The organism is Actinomyces sp. oral taxon 849 str. F0330 (assembly GCF_000239715.1).
GTDB classification, from domain to species: Bacteria; Actinomycetota; Actinomycetes; order Actinomycetales; family Actinomycetaceae; genus Actinomyces; species Actinomyces johnsonii.
Map to the genome: position 1 here is coordinate 87,878 of NZ_JH470354.1, position 23,277 is coordinate 111,154.

The following is a 23,277-nucleotide window of genomic DNA, read 5'->3' on the forward strand; positions in this document are numbered from 1 at the left end:
CTGAGCGCCTATGGCCTGGCCCGGCTGCTGCCCACCCGTTCCATCATCGGCGGCGCGCTCCCGCTGTTCGGCGGCTGGCGGCAGATGTGGGACGCCGCCTGGACCACCTGGATCGCCACCGGAGACGGCTACCCGGGCGGCGTCACCCCGCTGCTGGCCATTCTGGCCGGGCCGGCTGCACTGGGCCGGCTCATCGGTTTGGACACCGGCTCCTTCGTCAGCGGCCTGGTGCTTCTGGCCGTACCGCTCGCCGCCCTGGGAGCCTGGTTCGCTGCCGGCACCATGACCCGGAAGGTGGTCCTGCGGGCCTGGGCCGCGCTCGTGTGGGCGCTGACCCCCGGTCTGCTGCTCGCCCTGGGGCAGGGGCGCCTTGGCGCCCTCCTGGTCCATCTGGTCCTTCCTTGGGCGCTGCTGGCGCTGACGCGCGCCGTGGGCGCCGACCGCCGCGACCTCGTCCTGTCCGGGCTCGTGGGGGCGCACCTGCTCACCGACGAGGAGCGGGCCGAGCTCGATCGCTTCTCCACCGAGAAGATCTCCGACCTGGCTCACCTCGACCAGGAGGCGCAGGCCGCGGTGAGTCTCGACGCCGAGCAGGAGGGCGCCGACGAGCTCGAGGAGACGGGGCAGAGCTCTGGCGAGGAGTCGCGCGCCCGGGATGACGCCTCGGTCGGAGCGGATACCGACTCGAGTATCAAGGGCGTCAGGGGCTCCGATGGCATCGAGGACGGCCCCGGTCATGACCGTGGTCGGGAGGACGAGAAGGTCGGGCCGGCGGCGTCGGCCCTGGCGACGGCCCGAGAGGTCATCGAGTCGCTCAACGCCCCCGACCCGGCCGCACCCGAGGCCGAGGTCGACCTGCCCCGGGCCGAGAAGTACGGCTACGGGTCGGCCACAGCCGCCGCCGTCGCCGGCCTGCTGCTGAGCGTCGTCGTCGCGGCCGTCCCTGCCACCGCGGCCGTGTTGATTGTCATCGTCCTCTTGCTGTCCGTGACGACGCGTCGTGGCTTCAAGCTCGTCCTCACCCTGGCCCCCATGGTGGTCACTGCAGCCCCGGCCTGGTGGAGCGCGTGGCGGATGGGGCAGAGGGACGGCTGGGCCGAGGGCGTCCGGCTGCTGCTGACCGACATCGGCCTGCCGGTCTCCGTACCGACTCCGAGCAGCCTCGACCTGCTGGCCGGTTCGCCGGTGGCCATGGGCGCTGTCGTTCCTTCCGGGGCGCTGAGCGTTCTGGTCCGGGTGCTGCTCCTGCTCGTCCCGGTCCTCGGCATCGTTGGCCTGTTCGTCTCCCGGCGCCCCCGGGTGGCCCGCATCGCCATTCTCATGGCCCTGGGCGGTCTGGTCCTGGCAGGGCTTTCGCTGCGCACGCCCACCGGGCTGGGCAGTGATGTTGCCGGAGACGGCCTGGCCCCCGTGAACGGGTGGGCCGGAGCCGGAACCTCCCTGGCACTGAGCGGCTTCCTTGCTGCGGCCCTGCCGGCCGGCGAGGCGATCTGGGGCATGATCGGTCGACGCGCCGCCGACGGCCGTAGGGCCCTGGCGCGCGGGAACCGGAAGGACACCGAGGCCGAGTCGTCCAAGTCGTCTGAGTCGTCCGCTCCTTCTGCAGGTGCCGGCTCGAGCTCGGGGTCAGGTGGTTCGCGCCGGCTCAAGACGGCCTTCGCGGTTGCCGCCTGCCTTCTCCTGCTCGCCCCGGTGATGGTCGGCGCTATCTGGGCCCATCAGGCTCACCGCGGCAACAACCCGCAGGTCATGGCGCTGCGCTCTACCACTCAGCAGGTCCCACTCATCGCAGAGCAGTTCCAGGGATCGGGCACGGCAGGCCGGGTCCTCAAGCTCACCTCCACCCCTGAGGGGCTCAAGGCCACCATCTGGCGCGGGCCCGGCACCCAGGTCAGCGACGTCCTGCCCGGCGCGGTCAACGCCGAGGCGCGCAGCCGCGCCGCAAGCGCCCTGAACGACCCTCGGCTCAAGCCCGAAACCGGCCAGATATCGGTCTTCACAATCCCCTCCCCGGACCCTGCCCTCGTCCTGGAGGACCCGGCCGACGCCGAACTCGCCCAGCTCGTCACCCGCGCCACCGCCGGCCAGGACAAGGAGGTCGCCGATGCCCTAGCGGCCCACGGCATCGCCGTTGTCCTGCTCACCGACAAAGACGGCGACGCCGTCACTGCCGAGGCCCGCGTGGGCCTGACCTCCACACCCGGCCTCGAGCAGCTCGCCCAGACGGCCTCGGGCAACTCCTGGCGCGTCACGTCATCGGCGCACCCGGACTCGGCCCGCCTGAGCCTTCTCGACACAGGCGGAGCGGCCACCCCGGTGGCCTCCACCGGCGCCGGCTCGGGGACCCGTGCGCGGATCCCCGCCGGTTCGGGTAACCGTACCCTCGTCATGGTGGAACGGGCCGACGCCGGTTGGACCGCCACCCTCAACGGCCGCCGCCTCGAGCCCACCACCGTCCCCGATCAGGACGGCGGCTGGAAGCAGGGCTTCGCCGTCGGTCCCGACGCCGGAGAGCTGGTGGTGACCCACACCCGCCGGTCCACCGCCACACTGACCTACACGATCTGGACCGTGTGGGCCTTGAGCCTGGTTGCGGCGCTGCCCCTGCGACGCGGAAAGGAAATGGCCTCATGACTCAGCCCCGCGACGACGACTCCGCCCCCCGGAAGGACCGGGTCGAGTCGCAGCCCTCGGAGCATGAGGAGACGGGCCCTGTCACGGACCGGGCCGGTGCTGAGGACACTGCTGTAGGCGAGGCCGGTGCGGGGCCCCTCACCGACCCCGACGTCGAGAGGGGCGGGGAGGCCTCAGACGAGGCCAAGGAGCCGGATGGTGAGCAAGGCGGCGGTCGGGACGGCGACGCCGACAGGCAGGACTCCGCCGAGGCGGATGATGGCGACGAACCGGCCGAGTCGGCAGAATCAGCAGAGTCAGCTGACACGGCCGGTGCCGACGACATCGGCGGTTCCGCCACGGACGCCTCAGGGCGCGCACGGCCCGGCGCCTCCCCCAAAAAGCGCCGAACCGGCTCCAGGCGGCACCGCCGCAGCGCGTGGCAGTCGATCGCCCGCGGGATCGGCATCCTGACCTCGGTCGCGCTCGCCGGCGCCGTTGGAGGAGTCACCTGGTGGGGGCACGCCGCCCCGACCACGCCGACTCCGCAGCTGGAGGCCCTCAGCCTGGCCGAGCCCGGAGCCGCAACCACCTACGTGTGCCCCCATGCACCCTCCAATACGCTGCGGGGCACCGACGTCGGCGCCGTGGAGTCGACCACCACCATCATTCCTGCTGACGGGGCCGGGGCGATCCAGTCCGCCGACTACGCGGGCTCGGCCATCCCCGCCGACGCCACCACCGCGTTGAGCACCGCCGATGGCGGGATCCTCACCCTCGTCCCTGCCGACGGCCAGGTGGCCAACGCCGTCGGATCCGTGACCACTCTGACCCAAAGCGGCGACCTGCGGGGGCTCACCGCCGCTCCCTGCACCCAGCCATCGGCCATGTCCTGGATCGTGGGCGGCTCCATAGCGGCCGGTTCATCGGCCGAGTTGCGCCTGACCAATCCCGGCGCCACCCCGGCCACCGCGAAAGTCAGCCTCTACGGCTCCATCGGTCGACTCAGCCTGCCCAGCAACGGTGAGATCACCGTCCCCGCGGGCGGCTCCTCCTCGCTGACCCTGGAGACGAAGGGCAGCCAGGATCCGCGCATCGCCGTGTCCATCGAGGCCGACGGCGGTTCCGTGGTACCCACCCTCGTCACCGAATCCCTCGACGGAGAGACCCCCGCCGGCACCGACGTCATCACCCCGGGAGCCGCCCCGGCCACCGACCTCGTGGTCCCCGGCGTGGAGATCGTCGAGCCCGCCTCCCAGGGGGAGGTGCCCGACGCCACGACCGGCGCCGACTCCTCAGACACCCCGGCCGTGCGCATCGTCAACCCCGGACAGGCCCCGGCGACCGTGTCGGTGACCATGCTCGGCAAGGACGGGGCCCGTCCCCTGGCGGGGGCGCAGTCGGTGGCCATTGACGCCGGCTCCGTCTTCGACATCTCGCTGGCCGGCGTGCCCGCAGGCGTCTACGGAGTCCAGGTCACCTCGAATACCCCTGTGGGAGCCGCCGTTCGCCTGGTGCGCAGCGCAGGCGAGTATCCGGAGCGCTCCCAGGCCCTCATCCACGACCAGGCCTGGGCGCAGGCCGCCCTGCCTGGTGCCGCCGACTCCGGTCTCCTGGCGGTGCCGCGTGCGTCCTCCCTGACCTCCGCGGTCACCGTGGCCAACAGCGGTGCCGCCACCTCCGTCACCCTGTCCTCCGTCGACGGCTCCTGGAGCCAGGACGTCGCCGTCGCCAAGGGCAGTGCCGTCGTCGTCGAGGTGCCGACAGAGGTCGCGACTGTTCGCCTGAGCGCGGCCGGGCAGGAGAGTGCCTCGGGAATCTCGCGCACGCCGAGCGGCCTGGCCGCCGCCACGATCGTGACGGCACAGGCCGGGGGAGATCTGACCGGGACTCTCATCTCCACGGTGCCCGCCCAGCCCGACGCCTCCGTCCGGGCCCAGCGCAGCATCCTGCTGGGATGACTCTCCCCTCTCTGACGGGACTTCCCACGCCGAGCCGGGTATGTTGATGCTTCACGTAGTCCTACGTTTTTCTGCCCGGCAGTGTAAAAGTAGTCCGGCTCGAGGCCGGTTCATATCCCGGAATCCGGGTCGATCTCCTCAGGGCGTCGGCCCAGCATGAGGGCCACCTGCTCGACGACGACACGGTGCACCAGGTCGACCAGGTCCGCCTCGTCCGCGGCCCGGGAGGCCACCGGTCGCCGGTAGATGACGACCCGCGCCGGCAGCCCTGCGCGCGGCTCGGCGGTGAAACCGCGCCCCAACACAACGGAGCGCTCCCATGGCGCCGGGTCCGAGGGGGGCACCTCCTCGACCGCGAACTGGATCCGGTTCACGGACGGCCAGCGCCTGGCCAGGCTCTGGGCCGAGTCCACGACGAGCTCGTCAAAGCGCTCAGCCCGGGTGCGCCAGGCCGGCAGGTGCGGCGGTAGCAGCGGGCCGCGCAGCCCCCGGCCGTGACGATCACGGCGCCCGGCCGGGCGCCGTCCCGATGCGACGGCGGATCGCGGCGGAATCCGCCCGGGTGAGAAGGGGAACAGGTCGGTCACGTCTGCCAGCCTAGGCTCCTTGTAGATGACCGCCGGGCAGCGGCACGGTAACCTGCGGGCGTGAGAAGAGTCCGACACTGCCGCAAGCCCGGCTGCGAGCGCCCTGCCGTGGCCACCCTGACTTCCGTCTATGCGGACTCCACCATCGTGCTGGGGCCACTAGCCACCGAGGCCCAGCCCGAGGCCTACGACCTGTGCGAGAAGCACGTCTCCTCCTTCACCGCCCCCCGCGGCTGGCAGATCATCCGCCTGGCCACCGAGTTCGAGCCGGCACCACCCAGCGAGGACGATCTCCTGGCCCTGGCCGACGCCGTTCGTGAGGCCTCCCGGGCCCCGCGCCCCGTCGCCTCGCCTGCCGAGCACCGGCCCCGGCCCGGCGGGATCATGCCTGCCTCCCTGACAGCCCCGTTGCCGCCCCCGCAGGAGGTCGCCGAGGACGAGATTCTGCGGCGCGGTCACCTTCGAGTCCTGCGCGGTCAGAAGGACGATGCATGAGCCTGCGCATAGACCGCTTAAGGCCCGAGCCGCAGCGGCCGACACCCTGCCCGGCACTGAGCCCGTCCCTGCGAACCTCTCTGCGCTGCCCGCTGAGCGGGCAAGAGCTCATCGACGGCGTCGACGATGATGGCAGCCCGGTCCTCATCTCCCAGGCCGTGGATCTTGCCTACCCGGTGCGCGACGGGGTCCCGATCCTCCTGGTCCATGAGGCGAAGCGCACCTCGGTGCCCCGGGGCTGAGACGCGCCTCGCCCGGCCCGTGAACCGCGGCTCCGGCAGGACCCCTCAGCGCCGTCGGGCCTCCCGGCCGACCTCGTAAGGCGGACGCGCCATGTCTCGGCGCACCTCCTCCTCCAGGCGTCGGTCCCGGGTCGCCAGTACCAGCTCGCGGTTGCGCCGCTCGGTGAGTACCGCGGCGAGGAACCGCTCGGGGTGCGTCCCCGCAGGAGGCGGGGGAGAGACGTATGCCTGTACCTGGGATGCCAGGTCGAGACCCAGGTGGGACCGGGGCCCGGCATCCATGCTGGACGCCCGTTGCAGGAAGGTCCGTGCTGTCAGACTCAGACCTCCGGGCAGAGCACGCAGGTCGGTGCCCGCCGCCCAGCCTGCCAGCTCGGGGGGCATGAGCAGGGGCGGAACCATGGAGGAGCGATGCCGGTCGCGCACCACGTAGGTGCCCGCCAACATGTCGCCGAGCCGTTTTCCTCGCTTGGAGACGACGGAGGTGCACACGGCCGGCACGGCCGAGGCCAGCCAGATCTCGACCACGGCGAGCAGAGTTCGCACCAGGCAGTGGCGCAGTCTGACGGTGCCGCCGTCGTCGCGCACCACCCGGGTCCCGGTCACCATGCGGCCCAGGCTCCTGCCCCTGCTGAGCAGCTCGGTGAGCAAGGGAATGACGACTATCCAGGCCAGGATCACCAGGGAGATGATCGCTCTGATGAAAGCGAGGTTGTCACCAAACTCCGACCTTTCGTTGATCGTCAGGATCATCACCACGAACAGGGATATCGCCCCGCCCACGGAATAAGCCGTGTAGTCGATGAGCCCGGACAAGATACGACTGACGACCGTCGCGGGAACGACCTCCAGTGCGACGGCCTCACCGGTGACCATGAGCTCGCGCTCGATCATCCGCTCGGAGGATGTGGACGACTCGTTCACCATGACAAACTCCTTGCGTGGATCTTGATGCCTTCGCCGCAGCGCACCGTGACCAGTGGGAACGCCTCGACGTGCTCGTATCGCGCCGGCATCTCAGCGGCGGCGAGGCCGACGAGCTCGTGACCCTCTACCGCACCTGCGCCCGCCACCTGTCGCGGGTGCGCTCGGCTGCACCGGATCCGCAGCTCATCGCCGAACTGTCCACCCGGGTGGCGACGGCCCGCGGCCGCCTGACCGGAACCCGGGAGGTGAGGACCCACGCGGTGCGTCGATTCGTGCTTCGGGCTCTGCCGGCGGCCCTTTACCGTATCCGTTGGTGGACCTGCGGGGTCATGGTCGCCGAGATCGCACTGGCTCTGGTGGTGGGGATGTGGACCCTGCACAGCCCGGAGGCCATGGCCGCTCTGGGCAGCCCCGAGGAGTTGGACAAGTACGCCCATGAGGCGTTCGAGTCCTACTACTCCACCTACTCCGCCCCCGACTTCGCGGCCCAGGTGTGGACCAACAATGCCCGTATCGCGGCGATCTGCGTGGCCGGCGGAGTCACGGGGATCCTGCCGCTCTACCTGCTCTACAGCAACGCCATGGCCCTGGGGCAGGCAGGGGCGATTATGACCGACCACGACATGCTCGGCGTGTTCCTGTCGCTCATCTCGCCTCACGGGCTGCTGGAGCTGACCTGCATCTTCATCGCGGGAGCGGCCGGCCTCAAGCTGTTCTGGACCCTGCTGGTTCCCGGTCCCCGCAGTCGCTCCACCGCCCTGGCTGCGGAGGGGCGTGCCCTCATCACGGTGGCCGTGGGCCTGACCGCGGCCCTGGCCCTGGCCGGCTTCATCGAGGCCTTCGTGACCCCGGCCCCCATCGCCTGGCCGGTCAAGATCACCATCGGAACCGGCGCGCTGGCGCTGCTGTGGGCGTACACGCTCGTCCTGGGGCGCTCCGCCGTCGCCGCGGGAGTCACGGGAGATCTCGAGGAGAAGGAGGCCGGCTACGTCCAGCCCGAGGCCGCCTGACCGGGTCTCCGCAGAGACGGGTCCCGGGTGCGCTGATCCTGTGTGGGCGACGGGTCCGTTGGCGCGGCCCGCAACGCCATGACGGTTCGGTATCACAGTCGCCCCGCCGCCTTGAGGTCCAGGTAGCAGTCGGCCAACGCCGGAGCGAGACTCTGGTCGGGCGCCTCGACGACCTCCACGCCGCCGCGGCGCAGGCGGCGGCGCACGGCGTCCAGCTCCACCAGATCCTTCTCCGCCGACGCCGCCACGTACACGGAGTCCGTGTTGTCACGCGCAGCCCGCAGCTCCTCCAACTCGGGGTCCAGCGCCGAGGCAAGGACGACCGTGTGGTCGCGAGCCAGCGTCGTCAACGTTCGGATCATCGCCGCGTCCCCTCCACTGCCGTCCAGTGCGGAGATGACGACCACCAGAGCCCGCTGCGAGAGCACCGTTCGTACCCGGGAGGCCAGCAGTGTCCAGTCGAGCTCGGTCAGACGCGGCTCGACGTCGGTCAGGTGCTCGGCCAGCTCCGTCATGAGTACAGGCCCGGAACTGCCTCGCACCTGGGCCCGGACGGCGTCGTCGAGGGCCAGGACATCGACCCGGTCGCCGGCGCGGGAGGCTAGCGCGGCCAGCAGCAGGGTGGCCTCGATCTGGGCGTCGAGCCGGGGGGCGTCGCCCAGTCGGGCCGCCGACAGCCGACCCGAGTCGATAACGATGAGAACGCGTCGGTCGCGCTCCGGGCGCCAGGTGCGCACCAGGACTTCGCCGCGGCGGGCGGTGGATCGCCAGTCGATGGAGCGCACGTCGTCCCCGACGACGTACTCGCGCAGGGAGTCGAACTCGGTTCCCTCACCGCGCACCATGACCGCACTGCGCCCATCCATCTCCCGCAGCCGGGCCAGGCGCGAGTGCAGGTGGTGGCGCGACCGGAAGGCCGGCAGCACCCGGAGGCAGGCCGGTACATTCAGGGAGGCCTGACGCCCCGCGATTCCTAGGGGGCCGGCGACCCTGACGGTCAGCGGTCCCGCCTCACGGTCGCCCCGGCGTCGGGGCGTGAGTACCGTGGAATGGCGACGGCGCTGACCTGGCGGGATGGTCATCCCCCCGCGCTCGTGGTCCGCCCCCGCGCTGGGGGGCCAGGCGTCACGCAGCAGGAGTCGGGTGGTGCGCCGGCCGGTGTTGGTGACTGTCAAGGTCGAGGTGATCGACTCGCCCAGCCGAATTCCGTGGCCCACTGAGCGCGAGGCCCGCAACAGGCGGGGCGAGGGTGCGCAGGCGACGTCGATCACGATCAGGACCAGGACGACACCGGCCCAGGCCAGCACTGTTGCCGGGCGCGGTGCGATGATGGCCAGGGCGATCCCCGGAAGCAGCGCCCACACGGCGCGCATCGTCAGGAACATGCCACTCCTGTCGTGAGTTGGTCGGGTGATCGATTCGGTACGCTCTGCGCCGATGCCTCAGCGCGGCACCGGAACGGTTCTCAGCACTGACTCGATGACGGACTGGGGGGTGATGCCCTCCATCTCGGCCTCGGCGCGCAGTTGGATGCGATGGCGCAGGGCGGGCAGGGCCAGGGCCTTGATGTCGTCGGGGGTGACGAAGGACCGGCCGGCGAGCCATGCCCAGGCCCGTGACGCCGCCAGAAGCGCGGTGGCCCCTCGCGGCGAAACCCCCAGGGCCACCGACGGCATCGAGCGGGTGGAGCGCACGAGGTCGACAGCGTAGGCCAGTACCTCCGGGGTGACGCCTACGGTGCTCACCTGGGCGCGGGCAAGGGCCAGGTCCTCGGCTCCGGCCACTGCCCGGAGACCCGCCGACTCCAGGTTGCGCGGATCGAAGCCCGAGGCGTGGCGGGAGAGCACCTCGATCTCCTGAGCCCGCTCGGGAAGGGGCAGCACCAGTTTGAGCAGGAAGCGGTCCAGTTGAGCCTCTGGCAGCGGGTAGGTCCCCTCGTACTCCACCGGGTTCTGGGTGGCGATCACCATGAACGGATCCGACAGGGCCCGGGGCTCGCCGTCGACGGACACCTGGCGCTCCTCCATGGCCTCCAGCAATGCCGACTGCGTCTTGGGTGGGGTGCGGTTGATCTCGTCTGCTAGAAGCAGGTTGGTGAAGACCGGTCCGGCTCGGAAGGAGAACCGGGCGCTGCGGGAGTCGTAGATGAGGGAACCGGTGACGTCACCGGGCATGAGGTCAGGGGTGAACTGGATGCGCTTGGTCTCCACGTCCAGTGCGGTGGCCAGCGACCGCACCAGGAGAGTCTTGGCCACTCCGGGGACCCCCTCGAGCAGAACGTGTCCGCCGGCGAGCAGGGCGATGACCAGGCCGGTCACCGCGGCCTCCTGGCCGACGACGGCCTTGCCCACCTCACTGCGCACGGCCACCAACCGTTTGCGCGGGTCGGCGCCGGCATCGGGCTTGGGCATGCTCTGGGCACCGGGTGCCTCCGGGGCGCCCGGCGCCGGTCGGTCGGATTGCGGGTGAGGGGCGCTAGTGCCCGCGTCGCCCGTGGTGCCCAGGTCGCGGGTGGGGTCGGTGCTGTCCGTGCTCATGCGGAGTGAACCTCTCTCTCGAGTTGGTCAAGCTGAACTGCCAGGGTTGCCAGGGCCTTGTCATTGGTCGGCGGCGGACCGTAGAGAAGAGAGTCCACCATGACGGGGTCGACGCCCGAGGCCTGGGCGACGGCGGCGATCACGTCGCGACGCAAGGTCCCGGGAGCCAGCCCCAAGGCGATGCCCAGACGCAGCGCCGTGCCCGAGCGCAGGGCCTCGGCCGCTCGAGGACGATCCGAGCCCCGGCGGTAGAGATGGCCGCGCGCGAACGTGGTTTCGGTGGAGCGCACGACGACGGGCAGCTCCTCACTCAGGAGGCTGCCGAAGCGACGTCCTTGAACGACGGCCAGAGTGCCCGCTATCACGACGAGCTGGAAGATGAGGACCGGCAGCCAGGTGGGCGTGGACGAGGAGTTCCATATGGAGGGGGACTCGAGGCGCTGTCCGTCCAGCCACAGGAGGCGGTCGTGATGGCCGAGCGCGCGCACGGCCAGGGCAGCGTGGCCCTCCTGGGCCAGGTGCGCATTGGTAGCCGGTCCGGGGTCGGCCAGGACGCGTAGTGCGGCTCCGCTGGGCAGGGTATCGGTGGCATAGGCGTAACGGTCCTCTCCCACCGGGAAACAGCCGACGGCGTCGTCGTCGCCCTGCAGCGACACCGAGGCATGCGATCCCGCCAGGCTCCGGGCGGCCTGGGCGTCCGCGTCTCCGCACTGCGGCTCCAGGATGGTGGAGCCGGGGGACGCCGCGCCCTTGCTGGTCATATCCGTCAGCCCCTTCAGGGTATCGCTGCCGCCTCTGACGCCGACGATGACGACATCGCCGCCCGCCTGGGCCAGGGCCTTCCTCTCGGCGAGGCTGAGACGGTCGGCGTTGACCACGGCGATGGTCGCCCCGTTTCTGCTCGCCTCCACCGCCTTGGAGACGCTGTCCGCCTTGCTCACGGAGATCCCCTCGTGGCGCAGCAGCTCCGCGACGGCCATCGTTCCCAACTTCTCGGGATTGTCGATGGCCAGCGGAGTCTTTGAGGTCACGGGCCTGGTCCACAGGGTGACAAGGACGGGGATGAGCATGATGGCAAGGGCGATGACGACCGGACGCCACCGGCTCCATCGCTGAGACCAGTGCGAGTTCGTCACCTGGTCGGAGACCGCCTCCGTCTGGGAGGTGCTCGGAGCAGACTGCGGGGATTGCTGAACGGGAGCACTCATGCGGGTGCCCCTGGGAGCGCTGAGAGGTGGTCGATGGCGGTCCTCTCATGGTGAGCGGGCGGCGTCACCTCGGCCACCTGGGCGGCCAGCACGCGCATCTGCTGGTCCTGGGCTGGGGTGGAGACCACCCGGCCGTAGAGAACGGCGTCAAACAGGTGCGCCGCCTCGTACAGAGGAGCCACGACCCGGTGCTCGCCAAGGGCCTGGTTGGTGAGTGCGGCCGCCTCTATCGCCGTCATCCCGGGGTACTCGTCGACGATCCCGCGTTCGTCGAGGGAGCGGATGATGGCCCGGAAACGCTCGACGACGGCGGTGGCGAAGTCGGCCCGCTCGGCGGCCTCGTCCGCCGCCCGGGTCAGGGCGTCGGCGTCGCGGTCGTCAATGAGCACTGACAGCGACGGCGTCGTCACCCGGCGCTCCGAGGAGATCCTGGTGAGCAGGAGGATCAGCAGCGCGATGACGACGGCGCCGACGACGATCACGATCGCCGTCGAGACCCAGGAAGGAACCCCGGGGACCATGCTGCCGGTGTTGAAATGCTCCTTGATCCACTCCCAGAACCGATCCCACAGGTCGGGGCTGTCGCGGTAGATCGGGCGGGAGAGCTCCTTGTTCGCGGCCTGCCGGGCCTCATCGGCGTCGGGAGTTGCAGGGGCCTTGGCGGCGAGTGCGCCAGCGGTGCAGGCCACCCCGGCGGCGTGACTGAGGAAGCCGGAGGAGCCGGCGGGGCTTACGGAGGGAATGACGCGTATCACGGGCGGGTCACACTCCGGCGGCGCGCCGGAGCTCAACGTCCAGACCCTCTGAGCGCATCCGCAAGTCGGTGTACATCAGAGCGACCACGGAGGCGTCGAAGGGCATGATCGCGGCCTGGATGAGGCTGTTCACCAGAATCGATATCGTCATGATCGCGATCATCGTGTTCGGTGCCGCGAGCATGATCCCGTTGGTGATGGAGCTCAGCGCGAAGGAGGCGGCCTGGCTGGCGACACCGATGATGATTATTGAGAGCAGCCGGATGCCGACGACTCGCCAGAAATATCCTCGCGTCAGTGCCCAGGAGCGGGAGATCCCCTCGAAGACGCCGATGTTCTCCAGGATCAGCGCCGCCGGTGCCAGGCTCAGCTTGCACGTCAGGGCGAAGACCGCCAGCCCCAGCACGAGGGCCAGTACCAGGATAAGCAGGATGGTGAGGAGAACCGTTCCGACAGAATCCTCATCGACGCCGTTGGCGATGAAACCACCCAGGATCCCCCAGATGATGACGGCTGCGATTGCGAGGAAGGCCAACGTGACGACGCTGACGATGATCTGGATCATGATCGTCTGACCGATGAGAGCGCCCACACGCGGCTTGGTGCGCTGCCACACGTCGCTCAAGGAGGCCTTGCGACCCAGGATGGTGCGCGAGACGGTGACGATGAGCAGACCGGTGAGGATCGAGGTGGCGAACACGGTCAGCACGCTGGTCAGGCCGGCCTGAACGAACAGGCCCACCAACGATGACCAGAGCTTGTCCAGATCCAGATCGTCCTCACTGAACTGGTCGGGGGACGTGGTCAGGCCCGGCAGGTTGAGCCGGGAGAGGAAGAAGGCGAAACCGGCTGCGGAGAGGAGTCCCACGATGCTCATCACCACCAGGGAAGGGACGAACATCGCCTTGGGGTTGGCACGCAGCGACTCGAAGGCGCCACCGAGGATCTCCCCGATGGACAGCGGCCGCAGCGGAATGATTGACGGCTTGGGGGCCAGAACCGACGCGTAGCCGCCGTAACCCGGATACCCGGCGGCGCCGGGATTCCCGGGAGCGCCAGGACCCCCAGGACCTCCGGGACCCCCAGGACCTCCGGGACCCCCAGGTGCGCCGGGGTAGGGGCCGTATCCGGCACCGCCTCCGGGAGGACCTCCGGGGGCGTTGGGCGGATAGCCGGGGGCAGAACCGGGCTGACCCACGGGCGGCGTCTGGTAATCGCCGTAGCCGGAATATCCCTGCGATGGATAGGGCGAGGTGCCTGCGGACGCTCCGGAGTCGGGGGCCTGCCACCCGTCCTGGTCGCCTCCGACGAAGCCGCCGCCGGAGGCGGCGGCACCCCCGCGGTTCGGCTCGCCGCTCGGGTTGAGGTCGTCGGGATGGGAGTCAGTGCTCATAAGTCCATGCTGTCATGCCCACCCCTTTGAGCGCCCTCCCCCTGGAGGAGGAAATCGTGGAGAGAGCCGAGCGGACCCTCGGAAACGGGCTCGCAGGCGGCCATCGAAGATTACGGTTTGGCCGCAATAATTCCGGCTCCTGTGTGCGGTGATGCCGCTTTTTCCCGTAACTGAAGGGATTCTCTTAAAAACCTGAGGGAAGTGTGAATGTCGTCTCGATGTCCTAGATGTCCCTTGGCTCCCGGGGCGCATGCCAAGATACGGGCTATGAGCACGCGCATTCTGGTCGTCGACGACGATGCATCCCTGGCCGAGATGATCGGCATCATGTTGGAGTCGGAGAGCTACACGCCCACCCTTTGTCATGACGGGGCTAAAGCCCTGGACGCCTTCCACGAGGTGACCCCCGATCTCGTCCTCCTCGACCTCATGCTCCCGGGGCTCGACGGCGTCGAGATCTGCCGGCTCATCCGCTCCGAGTCCGACGTGCCGATCATCATGCTGACCGCACGGACCGATACCCAGGATGTCGTCGCCGGTCTCGAGGCCGGGGCGGACGATTACGTCACCAAGCCCTTCAAGTCCAAGGAGCTGCTGGCCCGCGTCTCCACCCGTCTGCGCCGCACCAACCCGGGTGCGGCCGAGCATGTGCGCGCCGGGGATCTCGACATCGACGTCGCCGGTCACCAGGTCAAGCGCGGTGAATCGGTCATCGCCCTGACGCCGCTGGAGTTCGAGCTGCTGGTGACCCTGGCCCGCTCGCCCTGGAAGGTCTTCACCCGCGAGGAGCTGCTCAGCCAGGTATGGGGCTATCAGCACCCGGCCGACACCCGTCTGGTCAATGTCCACGTCCAGCGCCTGCGGGCCAAGATCGAGAAGGACCCCGAGCGCCCCTCGATCGTGGTGACGGTGCGCGGTGTCGGCTACAGGGTCGGCGAATCCTCGTGAGCGACGGCGCATCGGGCGCCCTACAATGAACCCGATGCGTAATTCAGTGGGCACGTCGATGGGATCATCGGTGGGCACTGCGGAGGACCGGGTCGTTCGGCGACTGCCCCTGCCGGGGCTGCTGCGCCGCAGCCTCGAGGTACGCATGGTGTGTACCGCCACCGTCATCGGCCTGCTCCTCATCGTCCTGCTGCTGACATTCGTCACCGACCGGATCCGATCGGAGGTGTTCGCCGACCGGCGAGACGTCATCCTCGCCGACGCCGCGCTGCGCGCCAGCGTCGCCCAGTCCGAGTTCGACTCGACCACCGCCGTGACCGTCGACGAGGTCTCCGCCACCGCGGAGCAGCAGGTCAACGGCGCCAAGGACTCGATCTCCTCCTCTGGCGGCGTGGGGGTCCTCATGCTGCGCAACCAGGAGGAGACCTCCACGACCGTGGTCAACGATCTGGAGACGGACACCCGCCTGCGCTCCCTCATCACTGACGAGATGACCAAGGCCCTCGACGAGGGCGGGGCCCGCTCGCAGTACTGGCAGTCGGTGGCCGTCCCCAATGACGAGGGCGGCACGGACCCGGGTCTCATCGTCGGTACCCGGGTGAGTCTGCCCCTGGCCGGGGAATACGACCTCTTCCTCGTCTACAGCCTGGCCAGCGAGCAGCGCATTGTCTCCCTGGCCTCGCGCAATATCACCATCGGGGGACTGGGCTTTCTGGCCATCCTCATCGTGGTGGTGTGGGCCTTCACCCGGTGGGTGCTCAGCCCCGTGCGGCACACCGCTCGGGCGGCCGAGCGCCTGGCCTCGGGGCTGCTGGCCGAGCGCCTGAGCATCGAGGGCGAGGACGAGATATCCACCCTGGCCAGATCCTTCAACCATATGGCGACCTCGCTGGAGGACCAGATCGAACGCCTGGAGTCGCTGTCCAAGGTGCAGCGCCTCTTCGTCTCCGACGTCTCCCATGAGCTGCGCACCCCGTTGGCCTCCATCCGCCTGGCCACCGAGCAGATCCAGGACGCGCGCGAGGAGATCTCCGATCCCTTCGCCCTGCGCAGCATCCAGGTGCTGTCCAGCTCGGTGGACCGCTTCGAGACCATGCTCACCGACCTGCTGGATATCTCCCGCATCGACTCCGGTAACGTCAAGCTCCGTCTGGAGGAGGTCGACCTCGCCCAGGTGGTCGACACCGTCGTCGAGACCACCCAGTTCCACTTTGACGCCACCGGGACCGAGCTGCGCCTCCACCTGCCCGAGGAGCCGGCCACCGCCGAGGTCGATGTCACCAGGGTCGAGCGCATCATCCGCAACCTCGTGGTCAACGCGCTTGAGCACGGCGAGGGCAAACCGCTGGACGTCGCCGTCGCCGTGGACGACGACGCGGTGGCGGTGCGCGTGCGCGACCACGGAATCGGGATGAGCCCTGACGTCGTCGCCAAGGTCTTCGACCGCTTCTACCGCGCCGACCCTTCGCGCAAGCGCAGCCTGGGAGGCACCGGCCTGGGGCTGTCCATCGCCATGGAGGACGCCCGCCTGCACGGTGGACGCCTGTCGGCCTGGGGATGGCCGGCCGATGGCGCCTCCTTCCTTCTGGTCCTGCCCCGCACCCAGGGGGCCGACGGCGGCCCGGGCAGGTTGGCCGGTCCCGGCCCTCTCGAGCTCGTTCCCCAGGACGCGCCGGCGGTGGCCCGCGCTGGGATACCGGCCGACGAGGAGTCGTCCTTCTCCCCGGTCGGTCCGTTGGGGCCCGCACCGGCCACACGCCGGGCGCGCCAGAGCGTCGTTCTGGGCGACATCCCCCTGGCCGGGGAGAGTCACGACGCTGTCACCGAGGACGTCGGGCGCGTCGTCGTCGTCTTGCCGGGGCAGGAGCCGGTCACCCGCACCCCCGAAGAGGCCGATGAGGAGGGCAGGCGCCGATGAACCGTCCCTTGAACCGCTTGAACCGGCAAGGACGCCCGCTGCGCGCCGGGCGCCGGCTGACCCGCCGCGGTGCGCTGGGACTGCTGTCGGCCGCCGCCGCAGGGGTCCTGGGCGGGTGCACGGCGCTGCCGAACTCCAGTGGAGTCACTCGCTCCGGAGTAGCCGCCTCCGACACCGATGCGCTCATCGAAACCGCCCCGGCCGGGCGAGGGCGACTCCGCCGAGGACGTCGTCAATGGCTTCCTGCGCGCCGCCATCGCCGGGTTTTCCGACGACTTCGCCACCGCCAAGCAGTTCCTCACCGAGCGCACCGCCGCCCAGTGGAAGCCGTTGGAGACGGTGAGCGCCTACAGCGGCTCGACCGAGCCGCAGGTCTCGGTGGCGGCCGATGGCGCCTTCACGGTAACCTCCGGGCAGGTGGGGGTCCTGGACTCCCTGGGTGTCTTCACCCCTGCCGAGGAGGGGGCCACCTATGTCGGCGAGTTCTCCCTAGCCACCAACTCCACCGGCCAGTGGCGCATCGTCGGCCTGCCCCACGGGATCCTGCTGCCCTTCTCCCGGCTCATGCAGAACTTCGCGGTCAGTGCGCTGGCCTTCCTGTCTTGGGACCGGGCCAGATTCGTCTCCGAGCTGAGGTGGTACCCGCGCAGCTCGCAGGCCGACTCCCTCCTCTCCGGGCTGCTCGGAGGGCCCTCTGCATGGCTGCACCATGGGGCCATCAGCCTCATCCCGCGCAACGCCGAGCGCGCGAGCAGGGGCGTTGTCGTCGAGGCCGGGACCGCCACCGTCCACCTGAGCGCGGACTCCGACCCCGCTTCGGAGGATGCTCGCCGGCTCATGGTGGCCCAGATCGAGCAGAGCCTTCTCCAGATCAGCGGTATCGACCGGGTCCGGGTGCTCGCGGGCACCGTCGACCTCGGCGCGCCCGCCCGGCTGACCCCGATGGCTCCGGAGGTCGGCGGCATCGTGGGGATGTCTGAGGGCGCCGTCGTGCGGGGCACGGGCTCGAGTCGCGTCACTCTGGCGACCGACCGGGTCCTGGGGACCGGCGAAGCCCGTAGCCCGAGCCTCGGGGCGGATGGGACCGTCTACGCGCTGTCGGCCTCCAGCCTGCTGCGTCTGCCTCAGGGACAGGACTCCGCCAGCGTCATCCTCTCGGTGGGGGACCCCACCGCGGGCGCCGGGGGACTGGGCGCACCGTTGGGCGACCGGCACGGATGGGTCTGGCTGCTGGCCGAGGGGCAGCTCACCGTCGTCAACGGCTCTGGTCAGCGCGCCGCCCTGGCGTCGTCCTGGCTGCCGGAAACCACCATTACCGCCTTCGATCTATCCGTGGAGTCCGAGCGGATCGCTGTGCGGCGATCCGACGGCCGCGTCGCCGTCGCCGTCATCGTCCGGGACCAGGACGGCCGTCCCACAGGACTGGGGCCGGCCGTGGAGATGCCTCGCGCCAGTGGAGCGGGCACGAGCGGCATCTCCTGGTGCGCCCCCAACGCCGTGTGCGTCCTGGCCGGCGTCAGCGGCGAGGGGGGTGGTGTGCCCGAGGTGCGCCTCATCCAGATCGGCGGTGCGGTCAACACGCTCGTGGGTGTGCGCGAGGCCCGGTCCGTCGTCTCCGACCGTTCCGAGGAGTCCCTCATCCTCATTGGTGAGGGGGGAAAGACCTGGCAGCGCCGCGGGGCGATGTGGCGGGTGCTCACCTCGGAGGTCACTGACCCCTCCTTCCCGCTGCCCTGAACCGGTCCTCTGCACTCGGCGGCCTTGCGACGTCCCGATCGTGCAGCTCCGGGCGCCCCCGGTCCAACCAGACCGTGGAGCGCCCGGAATCAGATGAGGGTCGGGGCTAGAGCACCTGCGCGTCTAGGCGGATGACGCCGTAGGTCCACCCGTGGCGGTGGTAGACGGCGCAGGGCTGCTTGGAGGACTTCTCGATGAACAGGTAGAAGGGGTGCCCCACGAGCTCCATCTGGTAGAGGGCCTCGTCGACGGTCATCGGTTTGGCCTCGTGCAGCTTCTGGCGCACGATCACCGGGGAGTCCCCGAGCTGGGCCTCGACCGCGACGCCGGGCTCGGTGGGGGCGGAAGGGGAGTCCTCGATCGGCGCGTCACCGGTCTCGGGGACCTGGGGCTCCTCCGGAGCCGGTGCCGCCTGGGACTCCTCGTTCGGGGTGGCCACTGCGTAGCGGCGGTGGTGGTCTTTCTTGCGGTCCCGGGCCCGGCGAAGGCGCTCGGTCAGCTTCCCCATGGCGATATCAAAAGCGGCGAAGCGATCCGAGGAGGACGCCTCTGCCCGAATGATCGGGCCCTTGGAGACGACGGTGATCTCCACTCTCTCGGCGGTGTCGGCCTGACGTGGGTTGCGCTCGTGGGTGACCTCCACCTCGACTCGCTGGACCCGGGGGTCGAACTGCTCTACCTTGACGGCCTTGTCCTCGACGTAGTCGCGCAGACGAGAGCTGATCTCGGCGTTACGACCGACGACGGTGATATCCATGGTGGAACCTCTTTCTGGGCTCGTGGGCCGGTCCTGACGGACCGTGTGCGACAAGTACCCGCCACTCCTCACGGCGGGTTGGGGATTGGTGTCATCACCTCCTGTCACCTCGTGAGGGCCCTCAGGCACCGAGGCGGGGCCCGGCGGACTGTCCTTGTCGACGTCGGGAATCGCCTGTGGGTTGTGCCACACAAGGTACACCATATGGGGCTGTTCACGCCTCCTTTTCGAGCGCGTCGTCACCCGTTGGCGCCTCCTGATCGCCGCAGGCGGACAAACCCGCGCCGGAACGATCGTCGCGATCCTTCCCGGACCCCGGGAGCCGAGTAGAGGCCGCGGCGGCGCCTCTGGCCGCGGTCCCGGCTGGAACCGTGAGATACCTGCGCTTGGGAGGCGGAGCGGCGGCCATCGCCAGGGCTCCCAGCACCCGACCGCCGGCCTCCTCGATCGCCCGGGCACAGGCACCCAGGGTGGCCCCTGTGGTGACGACGTCGTCGACCAGCACGATCGGCAGACCGGTCACCGGAGTCAGAAGACGCGGGACGACGGAGCGATTGCCCCGCCGCTGACGCGAGGAGCGCCCGGCCTGATGCGCCCCGCCGCCCCGACGACGCAGCAGATCCGTGCTCAGCACGAGCGGCGCGGACGGCCCCCTCGGCGGGGGCATGGGCTCAGAGGTCAAAGAGAGCGGTGACCGGACCGAGGAGTCGGCCCATTCCGGGTGGGCCCACTGGTCAGCGATCGCCCGGGCGACGTCGTCGGCCAGGCGCGCCGCCACCAGACGGCCGCGCAATCGGCGCGCAGGCCCGGAGGGGGCCGGGACCACGAGCAGGGCCGGCATGCTTGTGGCTGTGACGACGGCGGTAGCCGGATCCTCACCGGGGTAGTCCCCCGGCGTCCCGGGCCAGATCTCACCCGGCGGGTGGGTGCGCGCCCACCGGCTCCCCAGGTGACGGCCGGCCCGCGCCATCGTCTCGGAGAGGTCCTCTCGCGAACCGTTCTTCCACCCCAGGACCATGGTGCGCACCGGCCCGGCATAGGCGGCCAGGGCCAGGATGTCGAGGTCGCCTGCGGCGTCGGCGTGATCCACGGCGAAGGGCTCGCCCTCGAGCAGCTCCAGACACCGGGGGCACAGCGCCGTCTCCCACCGTCCGCAGCCCGCGCAGGAGACCGGTATTCCGAGAGACAGCCCCTGCCGGAGCCCGAACAGGAGCTCGGCGAGCGTCCCGGAGACTCTTGCGCGCGGCGCTCGGCGGCAGGCGGAATAATAAGGGGACTCGCGCTGGAATCTGGGCGTCATGTCCTCCACTGTGGAACGGATGCGTCCGCTCCGCCCCCGCGGGCGCTCGCGGTCCACAACGGGTTGGGCCGGGTAGGAGTCCCCATGTCCTGTGGCCCCGTGCCCGCTGTGTCACCCGTGGGCCCGTGTCCTCGGTGGGAAGAATCTCGGTGGTGGAAAGACCGCGGTCCACTCGGGTCCACTAGAGTACGGAGGCAGGTAGCCGGTGAGACCTGAGCCGATTTAGCCGATTCGGCCCCGCCTCGTCTCACCGAGGCTCTTCGCAATAGACGTCCCAAGGGAGAATGCAGCGTGTCGATCGTGGACCGGATCCTTCGCATTGGCGAGGGCCGCACCCTGAAGAAGCTTGATGCCATCGCCGACCAGGTCGAGGCGCTTGCCGAGGAGTACAGCGAGTTCTCCGACGCCGAACTGCGCGACATGACTGACGAGCTCAAGGAGCGCTACCAGGACGGCGAGACACTCGACGATCTGCTTCCCGAGGCCTTCGCCACGGTCGTGGAGGCCGCCGACCGCGTGCTGGGCATGCGCCCCTACCACGTTCAGATCATGGGCGGCGCTGCCCTCCACCGCGGCAACATCGCCGAGATGAAGACTGGTGAGGGTAAGACGCTCGTGGCCACGATGCCCTCCTACCTGCGGGCCCTGACCGGCAAGGGCGTCCACGTCGTCACTGTCAACGACTACCTCGCCGAGTACCAGTCCGACCTCATGGGGCGTGTCCACCGCTTCCTGGGGCTGACCACCGGCTGCATCCTCGTGGGGCAGACCCCCGCCGAGCGTCGTGAGCAGTACGCCTGCGACATCACCTACGGCACCAACAACGAGTTCGGCTTCGACTACCTGCGCGACAACATGGCCCAGCGCCCCGAGGACCTGGTCCAGCGCGGCCACGCCTTCGTCATCGTCGACGAGGTCGACTCCATCCTCATCGACGAGGCCCGCACCCCCCTCATCATCTCCGGGCCCGCCACCGGGGACGTCAACAAGTGGTACAAGGAGTTCGCCACGATCTCTGAGCGCCTGCGCGAGGGCAAGGACTACGAGGTCGACGAGAAGAAGCGCACCGTGGGCGTGCTGTCCTCGGGGATCGAGCGGGTCGAGGACTACCTCGGCGTCGAGAACCTCTACGAGTCCGAGAACACCCCTCTGATCGGCTTCCTGAACAACGCCATCAAGGCCAAGGAGCTCTTCCACCGGGACAAGGACTACATCGTGCGCGACGGCGAGGTCCTCATCGTCGACGAGCACACCGGCCGCGTTCTGCCCGGCCGCCGCTACAACGAGGGCATGCACCAGGCCATCGAGGCCAAGGAGCGCGTAGAGATCAAGGCCGAGAACCAGACCCTGGCCACCATCACCCTCCAGAATTACTTCCGCCTCTACCCCGAGGGCTCCCGCTCGGGCATGACCGGCACCGCCGAGACCGAGGCAGCCGAGTTCGCCGGCACCTACAAGATCGGCGTCGTCCCGATCCCCACCAACAAGCCCATGATCCGTGAGGACCAGTCGGACCTCGTCTACACCACTGTCGAGGCCAAGCTCGACGCCGTCGTCGACGACATCGCCGAGCGTCACGAGGCCGGCCAGCCGGTCCTGGTGGGAACCACGAGCGTGGAGAAGTCGGAGATCCTCTCCGAGCGGCTGCGCGAGCGCGGCATTCCCCACGAGGTCCTCAACGCCAAGCAGCACGCCCGCGAGGCCGCCGTCGTCGCCATGGCCGGCCGCAAGGGCGCCGTCACGGTGGCCACCAACATGGCCGGGCGCGGAACCGACATCATGCTGGGCGGCAACGCCGAGCACATCGCGGTCACCGCCCTCAAGGAGGCCGGACTCGACCCCGAGGAGAACGTCGAGGAGTACGAGAGGGCCTGGCCCGAGGCCCTGTCCGCGGCCAAGGAGGCCTGCCGGGCCGAGCACGACGAAGTCGTCGAGCTCGGCGGCCTCTACGTGCTGGGCACCGAGCGCCACGAGTCGCGACGCATCGACAACCAGCTGCGCGGCCGCTCCGGCCGTCAGGGAGACCCGGGCGAGTCCCGCTTCTACCTGTCCATGGAGGACGACCTCATGCGCATGTTTGCCTCCGGGCTCGCCCAACGCATCATGTCGTCGGGCGCCTACCCCGACGACGTCCCGTTGGAGTCCAAGATGGTCACCCGCGGCATCGCCGGCGCCCAGCGCCAGGTAGAGTCGCGTAACTACGAGATCCGCAAGAACGTTCTCAAGTACGACGATGTCATGACCGAGCAGCGCGAGAAGGTCTACTCCGAGCGCCGGCGGGTCCTGGATGGCGAGGACCTCGAGCCCCAGATCGAGGCCTTCCGAACTCAGGCCGTCACCTCCATCGTCAACGCCGGTACGGCCGAGGGTCGTCCCGACGAGTGGGACCTGGACGCCCTGTGGGGTGAGCTCGGCCGCCTCTACCCGGTGGGCCTGACCCAGGACGAGGTCGTTGAGGCCCTGGGCGGCAAGGATGCGCTGACTCCGGAGCGTCTCATTGACGAGCTCAGCGAAGATGTCGCCGTGGCCTACGAGGACGCCGAGGCCCGGATCGACGCCAATACGCTGGCCCACGCCCAGCTCGGCGAGGAGCCCATGCGCACTCTGGAGCGCCGCATCCTTCTGGCCGTGGTGGATAAGCGCTGGCGTGAGCACCTCTATGAGATGGACTACCTCAAGGAGGGCATCGGTCTGCGGGCCATGGCCCAGCGCGATCCCCTTGTGGAGTACGCCAATGAGGGCGCCCGCATGTTCCGGGCGATGATGGAGGGCATCCGCGAGGAGACCGTCGAGCAGATCTTCGCCAACGTCACCCGCTTCGATGCAGCCGCTCAGCGCGCCGCCGAGGACGGCACCGCCGAGGCCGCTCAGGCGGTGGCCAAGGCCAAC

At 69.8% G+C, this 23,277-nt stretch carries 17 protein-coding genes and 1 pseudogene; 9 read left to right on the top strand and 9 right to left on the bottom strand.

The window, feature by feature from the left end; genetic code table 11:
* Positions 1 to 2,634, top strand: a pseudogene (locus tag HMPREF0975_RS09880) (glycosyltransferase family 2 protein); the annotation flags it as partial.
* Positions 2,631 to 4,574, top strand: a complete 1,944-nt coding sequence (locus HMPREF0975_RS09885) for a DUF5719 family protein (RefSeq protein WP_009234019.1) — start codon at positions 2,631 to 2,633, stop codon at positions 4,572 to 4,574. The pseudogene HMPREF0975_RS09880 and the gene HMPREF0975_RS09885, both read left to right, overlap by 4 nt.
* A gap of 110 nt (positions 4,575 to 4,684) precedes the next feature.
* On the opposite strand, the gene HMPREF0975_RS16710 is transcribed toward HMPREF0975_RS09885, so the two are convergent.
* Complete coding sequence (locus tag HMPREF0975_RS16710) at positions 4,685 to 5,161, bottom strand: metallopeptidase family protein (protein ID WP_009234020.1); 477 nt, start codon at positions 5,159 to 5,161, stop codon at positions 4,685 to 4,687.
* Positions 5,162 to 5,221: 60 nt separating this feature from the next.
* Between HMPREF0975_RS16710 and HMPREF0975_RS09895 the strand changes: the two genes are divergently transcribed.
* A complete protein-coding gene (locus tag HMPREF0975_RS09895) occupies positions 5,222 to 5,656 on the top strand; it encodes a DUF3499 domain-containing protein (RefSeq protein ID WP_034473583.1) in 435 nt (144 codons plus the stop codon).
* Positions 5,653 to 5,898 (top strand): Trm112 family protein, encoded by a 246-nt coding sequence (locus HMPREF0975_RS09900; protein WP_009234022.1) that lies wholly within the window; start codon positions 5,653 to 5,655, stop codon positions 5,896 to 5,898. The genes HMPREF0975_RS09895 and HMPREF0975_RS09900 overlap by 4 nt, the downstream gene beginning before the upstream one ends.
* A gap of 45 nt (positions 5,899 to 5,943) precedes the next feature.
* On the opposite strand, the gene HMPREF0975_RS09905 is transcribed toward HMPREF0975_RS09900, so the two are convergent.
* Positions 5,944 to 6,825, bottom strand: a complete 882-nt coding sequence (locus HMPREF0975_RS09905) for an RDD family protein (RefSeq protein WP_009234023.1) — start codon at positions 6,823 to 6,825, stop codon at positions 5,944 to 5,946.
* 14 nt (positions 6,826 to 6,839) lie between these two features.
* Between HMPREF0975_RS09905 and HMPREF0975_RS09910 the strand changes: the two genes are divergently transcribed.
* Positions 6,840 to 7,835 carry a stage II sporulation protein M gene (locus tag HMPREF0975_RS09910; RefSeq protein ID WP_049939740.1) on the top strand — a complete coding sequence of 332 codons (996 nt, stop codon included), beginning with the start codon at positions 6,840 to 6,842 and terminating at the stop codon, positions 7,833 to 7,835.
* A gap of 92 nt (positions 7,836 to 7,927) precedes the next feature.
* Here HMPREF0975_RS09910 and HMPREF0975_RS09915 read toward each other — a convergent pair whose 3' ends face one another.
* The 5 genes from HMPREF0975_RS09915 to HMPREF0975_RS16190 are packed head-to-tail and all read right to left on the bottom strand — an operon-like array spanning position 7,928 to position 13,728.
* Positions 7,928 to 9,220 carry a DUF58 domain-containing protein gene (locus tag HMPREF0975_RS09915; protein ID WP_009234025.1) on the bottom strand — a complete coding sequence of 431 codons (1,293 nt, stop codon included), beginning with the start codon at positions 9,218 to 9,220 and terminating at the stop codon, positions 7,928 to 7,930.
* Between the two features lie 57 nt (positions 9,221 to 9,277).
* Complete coding sequence (locus HMPREF0975_RS09920) at positions 9,278 to 10,372, bottom strand: AAA family ATPase (protein WP_009234026.1); 1,095 nt, start codon at positions 10,370 to 10,372, stop codon at positions 9,278 to 9,280.
* Positions 10,369 to 11,580: a DUF4350 domain-containing protein gene (locus tag HMPREF0975_RS09925; protein ID WP_009234027.1), complete on the bottom strand. Its 1,212-nt coding sequence runs from the start codon at positions 11,578 to 11,580 to the stop codon at positions 10,369 to 10,371. The genes HMPREF0975_RS09920 and HMPREF0975_RS09925 overlap by 4 nt, the downstream gene beginning before the upstream one ends.
* The gene (locus HMPREF0975_RS09930; RefSeq protein ID WP_009234028.1) at positions 11,577 to 12,335 is read right to left on the bottom strand and encodes a DUF4129 domain-containing protein; all 759 of its coding nucleotides are present in this window, start codon (positions 12,333 to 12,335) and stop codon (positions 11,577 to 11,579) included. The genes HMPREF0975_RS09925 and HMPREF0975_RS09930 overlap by 4 nt, the downstream gene beginning before the upstream one ends.
* Before the next feature lie 7 nt (positions 12,336 to 12,342).
* A complete protein-coding gene (locus tag HMPREF0975_RS16190; protein WP_009234029.1) occupies positions 12,343 to 13,728 on the bottom strand; it encodes a membrane protein in 1,386 nt (461 codons plus the stop codon).
* 267 nt (positions 13,729 to 13,995) lie between these two features.
* On the opposite strand from HMPREF0975_RS16190, the gene mtrA reads away from it, so the two are divergent.
* The 3 genes from mtrA to HMPREF0975_RS09950 all read left to right on the top strand — a co-directional run bounded on the left by mtrA (position 13,996) and on the right by HMPREF0975_RS09950 (position 18,331).
* Positions 13,996 to 14,676: an MtrAB system response regulator MtrA gene (gene mtrA / locus HMPREF0975_RS09940; protein ID WP_009234030.1), complete on the top strand. Its 681-nt coding sequence runs from the start codon at positions 13,996 to 13,998 to the stop codon at positions 14,674 to 14,676.
* A 34-nt stretch (positions 14,677 to 14,710) separates the two neighbouring features.
* Positions 14,711 to 16,594, top strand: coding sequence for an MtrAB system histidine kinase MtrB (gene mtrB / locus HMPREF0975_RS09945; protein ID WP_034473575.1), 1,884 nt, complete (start codon positions 14,711 to 14,713; stop codon positions 16,592 to 16,594).
* A 177-nt stretch (positions 16,595 to 16,771) separates the two neighbouring features.
* Positions 16,772 to 18,331 carry a GerMN domain-containing protein gene (locus tag HMPREF0975_RS09950; RefSeq protein WP_009234032.1) on the top strand — a complete coding sequence of 520 codons (1,560 nt, stop codon included), beginning with the start codon at positions 16,772 to 16,774 and terminating at the stop codon, positions 18,329 to 18,331.
* 106 nt (positions 18,332 to 18,437) lie between these two features.
* Here HMPREF0975_RS09950 and hpf read toward each other — a convergent pair whose 3' ends face one another.
* Positions 18,438 to 19,088 carry a ribosome hibernation-promoting factor, HPF/YfiA family gene (gene hpf, locus HMPREF0975_RS09955; RefSeq protein WP_021609579.1) on the bottom strand — a complete coding sequence of 217 codons (651 nt, stop codon included), beginning with the start codon at positions 19,086 to 19,088 and terminating at the stop codon, positions 18,438 to 18,440.
* Between the two features lie 214 nt (positions 19,089 to 19,302).
* Complete coding sequence (locus HMPREF0975_RS09960; RefSeq protein WP_198009172.1) at positions 19,303 to 20,388, bottom strand: ComF family protein; 1,086 nt, start codon at positions 20,386 to 20,388, stop codon at positions 19,303 to 19,305.
* Between the two features lie 291 nt (positions 20,389 to 20,679).
* On the opposite strand from HMPREF0975_RS09960, the gene secA reads away from it, so the two are divergent.
* A partial coding sequence (secA, locus tag HMPREF0975_RS09965; protein WP_009234035.1) for a preprotein translocase subunit SecA occupies positions 20,680 to 23,277 on the top strand: 2,598 nt, incomplete at its 3' end.

Coding starts and splice junctions, on each gene's coding strand:
- HMPREF0975_RS09885 (WP_009234019.1), top strand. CDS start 2,631: ATGACTCAGCCCCGCGACGACGACTCCGCCCCCCGGAAGGACCGGGTC.
- HMPREF0975_RS09900 (WP_009234022.1), top strand. CDS start 5,653: ATGAGCCTGCGCATAGACCGCTTAAGGCCCGAGCCGCAGCGGCCGACA.
- HMPREF0975_RS09905 (WP_009234023.1), bottom strand. CDS start 6,825: ATGGTGAACGAGTCGTCCACATCCTCCGAGCGGATGATCGAGCGCGAG.
- HMPREF0975_RS09915 (WP_009234025.1), bottom strand. CDS start 9,220: ATGTTCCTGACGATGCGCGCCGTGTGGGCGCTGCTTCCGGGGATCGCC.
- HMPREF0975_RS09920 (WP_009234026.1), bottom strand. CDS start 10,372: ATGAGCACGGACAGCACCGACCCCACCCGCGACCTGGGCACCACGGGC.
- HMPREF0975_RS09925 (WP_009234027.1), bottom strand. CDS start 11,580: ATGAGTGCTCCCGTTCAGCAATCCCCGCAGTCTGCTCCGAGCACCTCC.
- HMPREF0975_RS16190 (WP_009234029.1), bottom strand. CDS start 13,728: ATGAGCACTGACTCCCATCCCGACGACCTCAACCCGAGCGGCGAGCCG.
- mtrA (WP_009234030.1), top strand. CDS start 13,996: ATGAGCACGCGCATTCTGGTCGTCGACGACGATGCATCCCTGGCCGAG.
- mtrB (WP_034473575.1), top strand. CDS start 14,711: ATGCGTAATTCAGTGGGCACGTCGATGGGATCATCGGTGGGCACTGCG.
- HMPREF0975_RS09950 (WP_009234032.1), top strand. CDS start 16,772: ATGCGCTCATCGAAACCGCCCCGGCCGGGCGAGGGCGACTCCGCCGAG.
- hpf (WP_021609579.1), bottom strand. CDS start 19,088: ATGGATATCACCGTCGTCGGTCGTAACGCCGAGATCAGCTCTCGTCTG.
- HMPREF0975_RS09960 (WP_198009172.1), bottom strand. CDS start 20,388: ATGACGCCCAGATTCCAGCGCGAGTCCCCTTATTATTCCGCCTGCCGC.